The following is a 5,243-nucleotide window of genomic DNA, read 5'->3' as shown; positions in this document are numbered from 1 at the left end:
CGGCTGTCACGGATTGTCGGTGGATGCATCTGAATGTGCGGGATAGATGCGTGGCGCGTTGTTGCCGGCGCAGGGTGGCGCGGAGCACTGCGAATTTCCGTGACCGCCATAGTCGCGGCATCAGTCGTCGACAGCGGTGACACGCCACTCGAGCGCCGCCCGATCCGGTGCGATGCGCTGCCTGGTGACGGTCGGGCCCCAGGCGTCGAGGCTGCAGAAGGTCGTGAGGCCGTGCGCGCGGAAGGCGGCGTTGAGCAAGTTGAGGTCTTCCAGGTGGTTCGGTATGGGAACCTCCATCCTCGAGGACCTCACTCACAGTCGAGCAGGCGCTACACCCGCAACTGCGAAGAGCCCGCTATCCTCTCCGCGGACGACGTCAGCGCCCAGACGACTCAACGCAGGCCTGGCTACTTTCCAGGAGCAACGGTAGGATCCGAGTGCTGGGGGCCAATGGGGGCATCCGAATTGCGCCCGCGGTCAAGGGGGAAGACGCGTGATCGTTTCGAAGCAACTACCTATGCGGCTCAAGGCGGCCGCGGCCATCCTCACAGTCTCTCTCGCATTGTCGGGTTGTGCTGCAAGCTACACGACGCAAGCTATCGGAAGTTGCCATAACTACAAAGGTGTCGTTCGCAGCCGGGTACGCATCGGTTCAGCAGCAAGCCAAAGGCTCGCCAATCCAGTGGGGCGTATACATTTCCGACGCCAGGTACAAGGGGGCGCTCTGGAAGTTGTCTGTCTACGCGGGCGGCGTGAAGATCGACTCCAAGAGCCAGTTCTACGAACCGCACGCATCCATCGGCACTGCGAGGACAACCAAGTACTCTGGCAAGCTGCTTGAGATAGCCGGAACGGCGACCCAGGGGAGCGACGTGCTCACCTACGACCTCAAGTGCTGGATCATGTGATGGGCCGGGAACGCGCAGCGCATCGGCAGACCGAAGTGGCCAGACGTGCCCTCACGCGGGTCCTATCCGATCTTCCGATCTCTTTTGGTCACGACCGCTGTCGCGTGCTCGTACTAACTCGCTCTACGGATACCGATACCCAGTCGGCGTTATCCGAGTGGCTCGGGCCCGACGATGACATGGTGGTACTGCTCTCAGTCGACGACAACACCACCAGTTTCGAGCCTGCAGACGAAGAATGCCTAGCCTGGAACTTCGCGAGCACGCTTCAGGACACGATCATCGACGAGTCGGGGGCACCTTGGCCACTGTCACCCGACGGCCGCCCTCTCGACTGCGTCGTCAACGACGATCTGGCTGTTTGGACCGATCGACGGGGTTGGAGCATCTCGGTTGGTTCATACCCGAACTAACCTGAGGTGGCAGTCGCGCACACCCAGGGGCAGCCGACAGGCCATGCGAGTCCGCGACGTCTCCCTGGCTGCTGCATTGGCTTCCGTCCCCGCCCTTGCGACGCAAAGCGTCTGGTGGTCGCTGCTCGTAGTGGTCACCGCCGCAATTCTGTCGGCGAATGCGAGAGTCGCCGCTGTCCTCGTGGCCTACTGGCTACCTGCCGCGATAGGGGCCCCCTGGCCCGCAGCGGGACTCGCTGCCGCCGCCGTGTGGACATTGGTTGGCGCGCAGTTCAAGGCGGTGCTGTCGTGGCGTCCTCGGATGTCACCCAAGACCGCTACTGTCGCCGGAGCTATGGGGCTCGCTTTCGGTGGCGCTGCGCTCCTCATTCAACCTTCGTCCGCCTTCGGATCGCTGTGGCTTCCGGTGGCGCGACCGCACACAGTTGTGATCGCCATGGCAGTTGTGGGCCTTGCAGCGTTCAACGCGATTGGCGAGGAGATCCTGTGGCGCAAGGTGTTGCCGTCTCTGATGTCAAGTGGGGGGGAGTATTGGAGAGTGGCGTTGGTTGCGCTCTCATTCGGTATCGCGCACCTCCATGGCATACCAAGCGGGATGACTGGAGTCGGACTCGCCGCCGCGTACTCCTACTTCCTCACCACCCTTCACCAGAGGAGGGGATTCGCCGCCGTCGTTGCTGCCCACTTCGTGACTGATGTCGTCCTATTCTCAGCGGTGGCGGCGACAACGACTTTTGCGCTCGACTTCTAGGCGGGTCTGCGGGCGTTCGATGAGCGTCAGAGATTTTCAGTCAACGCTCGAAAGTGCGGGGTCAGCACCAAACAGTCAAGCCGCAGAAACGAAAAACCCCCGCCGTAGCAGGGGTTTCGTGGCTCCGACCGGCGTCGATCCGGTGACCTTTCGAATTGGAGTGGCCCTCTGCCAGGGGTTTTCGCGGGGTGGCTTGGTCTTCGGAAGTGCCAGGTAGACCTGCGAATCGGCTGTCACGGCTTGTCGGTGGCTGCAGCTGAATGTGCGGGATAGATGCGGGGTTGCCGCTCGGATCCCCTCGGCTCCATGGGGCGTGACATAGGCCGGCTTGCCGGCCGATGTGCCGTCGTCTGGTGCGGCAGGCCCGACGATAGGCTGCCGCCGACAGTATGGATAGTGACTGTGGTTCAGCGGAGCGGAGAGTGTGCAAGTGCGAATTCTCGGTATCGACCAGCGGCCACGCGACGTGGTCACCCCTGGCTACTATCGAGGCTTCGCGGCGGTATGCCTGCTCATGGCGTTCGGGATGGTGTTCGTCACCATTGCGAGTCACGAGGATTTGGCGGGACGTTCGTTTGGATACTTGGCGCTAGTGGCTGGTCCGGTTGTGCTGGCCACCTCGTGGTGGGCTGCGTATGCCCTGAGAGAAGCGCGGGTGGCCGCAGGCACGCTACCGGCTATTACGGCGGTGCTGTTGCCCCGCTCTGTCTGGCTCTTCCAGCTCCTCTATTGGGGACTTCGCGTGCGTCGTCTTCCACGAGGCGGCAGCGATCGGCTAACGATTGAGCGCCAACTTCGCGTTGGCGGTGGGTATTGGACCCTAGGGCTGGGGTCACAGAAGGAAATGCGTGCGGCGGTCGCGAGCCGGGCGATAACTTCGGCCACTGCCCAAGAACTTGACGACGACGTCGCGCGAATCAATGCGTGGATAGAACGGGGCGCGGTGAAGGGATAGGTGAAGTCTGAGTTGCGGTGCCAAATGGTGCTGCTGGAAGGATGTACCCATGCCTAGGCCCTATCCCAAAGAGTTCCGAGAGGACGTGATCGCGGTGACTCGTCGCCGTGAGGCCGGCGTGACCGCGTCCGAGGCCGAAGCACGCATTGGCGCTGAGACCATCTCCGTGCTGCGCGGCGCATACGTTGGCACGGCAGCGGTCACGAATCTTCCGACAACGTTGTTCGCGGGGATGCCTAGTGGCTCCTAGGAACCCAACCCCGGTCCGCTGGCTTGTGAAGCCCGGTGATTCTGACTTCGTCTCGGCTGTACTCGTAGGTGCGGGTCTTGCTGGTATGTGGCTAATAGGGGTTTTGATTTCCCGAGGTTCCTGGCCTGCCACGGCGTTTTCGGTCGTGGTGCTTCTTCTGACGGCACTTTCCTTCTCTGCTGCCGGCCGTCATGGCGTTGTCGTCCGTGGTGATGTACTTGAGATGCACACAATCGTCAGCTGCACCCCGATTCCACTAGGCAGCATTCGTCGGATTCACCTGCCGCCACTCGCGAGTGGGATCACGGTGGAGTGTGGCAACGCAAATCACTACTTCTCGGACCGCTCGAGTGTTTCCGACGAGCAGATCGCTGCAATGCGCGAGGAATCGCACCGGCTGGGTGCCGAGCTGGGCGTGCCTGTATTGGACTACGGTGATGCGGTGACATACGTCCGTGCGACCAGGCCTAGCAGGCCGGCTGGCTGGAGCTTTCGAGGATTCGGCTTGGTGCTGGCGCGGCGCGAGGTGTGGAGCATCGTCTTGGTGGGCCTCATCGTGACAGTGCTCACGCGCATGTAGACGGGATCGGCGGCACCATGCGTATCGAGTGCCTTGCGTCACGTGCCGGACGCGCTCTGCAGAACCCAAGAGGAGGAACACCATGGCTGACGACAAGTTGACGGGGGACAAGGTCGGTTCTCACGAGAAGCCCTCACCGCGCGTCTTCATGCTGTTGATCGCTCTCTTCGGGGTCACGATGATGGCTGCCGCGTACTTCTGGGCGACGGGCGCTACGACTACGGGACTTACTCTCGTGATCTGCGGGGCGGGCCTCGCGGTCGGCGGTTACAGGTACATTCGCATTCGAAAGTGATGCGACTGCCGCTGCGATTCCAAACGGGCCCGCGCGAGGGCCTCGTCGTGTCGATCTCGGTCAGTGTCCACCGAGGTGGCTTGGTTGGCGCGGCGTGAGCGAGGGCCTCGTGTGCGCAGAGACATGCGGCATGCCGGCCGTCTGAGGGCTCCAGGAACCTTCAGTCAACGCTCCAAAGTGCGGGGTCCGCACCAACCAGTCAAGCCGAAAAAGCGAAAAACCCCCGCCGTAGCAGGGGTTTCGTGGCTCCGACCGGCGTCGATCCGGTGACCTTTCGAATTGGAGGAGGCCTCTGCCAGGGGTTCTCGCGGGGTGGCGTGGTCTTCGGAAGTGCCAGGTAGACCTGCGAATTGGCTGTTGCGGCTTGTCGGTGGATGCATCTGAATGTGCGGGATAGATGCGGGGTCAGACTCCGGCGTAGGGGTGAGGGTATTCTCGGCTGACGGGAAGGAGCGCCCTGCCCGGTGAATGTCAGGCAGGACGCTCCCTCTCGATCCAGGCCGCCCCGAGCCAACGGTCAGAGGGCGCTCGGGGGCCCGATTCTCGTGGACCTCGGCGCTAGTTCTTCGAACGGCGGCGCACGAAGAGGACTCCCGCGACGACTAGTGCGACAACTCCTGCGATGAACAACACTCCTACGATGGCTGACGCTGTCATGCGATACCTCCCATTGTTGCTGGTTCAAGGTTAACTAGGAGCGGGTCTAGTTGGTATACGTCGAAGCCGTCGTTCCGCTCACCTTGACGCCCACGTAGTCCGTCCACCCAACAGGGAAGCCCTTGAATAGCGCCGAATAATCAGCGGAGTATCGAACGTCCTTGCTCGACATCCTGTCGAATCTGTGGTTGCTGAGCGATCCGCCAATACAGAAGTAGAAATAGGAGCGGTAGCCAGTGATCTTTGACGAGCCTCCGCTGACGTGCTTGTAGTCGAAGTAGAAGCCCATGCGGATGACGCCGGCATTGACGTCAGCCTTGCAGTTCTTGAAGTACAGGGTCGTAGACGCGCTTCCGCTCTTCGTGCAGCCGCTCACGCTCGCCAACGTGAAGTTGGCAGTCGTCGAAGGCATGATCGAGAACCTGGCCGAGGAT

Annotated in this window: 6 protein-coding genes; 4 read left to right on the top strand and 2 right to left on the bottom strand. The window is 62.0% G+C overall.

Annotated elements, in window-relative coordinates:
- Nucleotides 1-120 precede the first annotated feature (120 nt).
- Nucleotides 121-297: a hypothetical protein gene (locus AOP78_RS15340; RefSeq protein ID WP_160297662.1), complete on the bottom strand. Its 177-nt coding sequence runs from the start codon at nt 295-297 to the stop codon at nt 121-123.
- Nucleotides 298-623: 326 nt separating this feature from the next.
- Between AOP78_RS15340 and AOP78_RS14595 the strand changes: the two genes are divergently transcribed.
- From AOP78_RS14595 to AOP78_RS14580, 4 genes are all read left to right on the top strand, one after another.
- A complete protein-coding gene (locus tag AOP78_RS14595) occupies nt 624-908 on the top strand; it encodes a hypothetical protein (RefSeq protein WP_062206459.1) in 285 nt (94 codons plus the stop codon).
- 714 nt (nt 909-1,622) lie between these two features.
- Nucleotides 1,623-2,072, top strand: a complete 450-nt coding sequence (locus AOP78_RS15335) for a CPBP family intramembrane glutamic endopeptidase (protein WP_160297661.1) — start codon at nt 1,623-1,625, stop codon at nt 2,070-2,072.
- A gap of 1,350 nt (nt 2,073-3,422) precedes the next feature.
- Nucleotides 3,423-3,857: a hypothetical protein gene (locus AOP78_RS15145; protein ID WP_152659595.1), complete on the top strand. Its 435-nt coding sequence runs from the start codon at nt 3,423-3,425 to the stop codon at nt 3,855-3,857.
- 82 nt (nt 3,858-3,939) lie between these two features.
- On the top strand, nt 3,940-4,152 hold the full coding sequence (locus tag AOP78_RS14580) for a hypothetical protein (RefSeq protein WP_062206449.1): 213 nt from the start codon (nt 3,940-3,942) through the stop codon (nt 4,150-4,152).
- Between the two features lie 703 nt (nt 4,153-4,855).
- Here the strand turns inward: AOP78_RS14580 and AOP78_RS14575 are convergent.
- Nucleotides 4,856-5,243 (bottom strand): hypothetical protein (locus AOP78_RS14575; protein ID WP_236685399.1); only part of this gene is annotated, 388 nt, incomplete at its 5' end.

It is taken from the genome of Demequina salsinemoris, from assembly GCF_000974805.1.
Classification (GTDB): domain Bacteria; phylum Actinomycetota; class Actinomycetes; order Actinomycetales; family Demequinaceae; genus Demequina; species Demequina salsinemoris.
The sequence above is the reverse complement of the archived record's forward strand: the minus strand, read 5'-3'. Positions and strand labels throughout refer to the sequence as shown.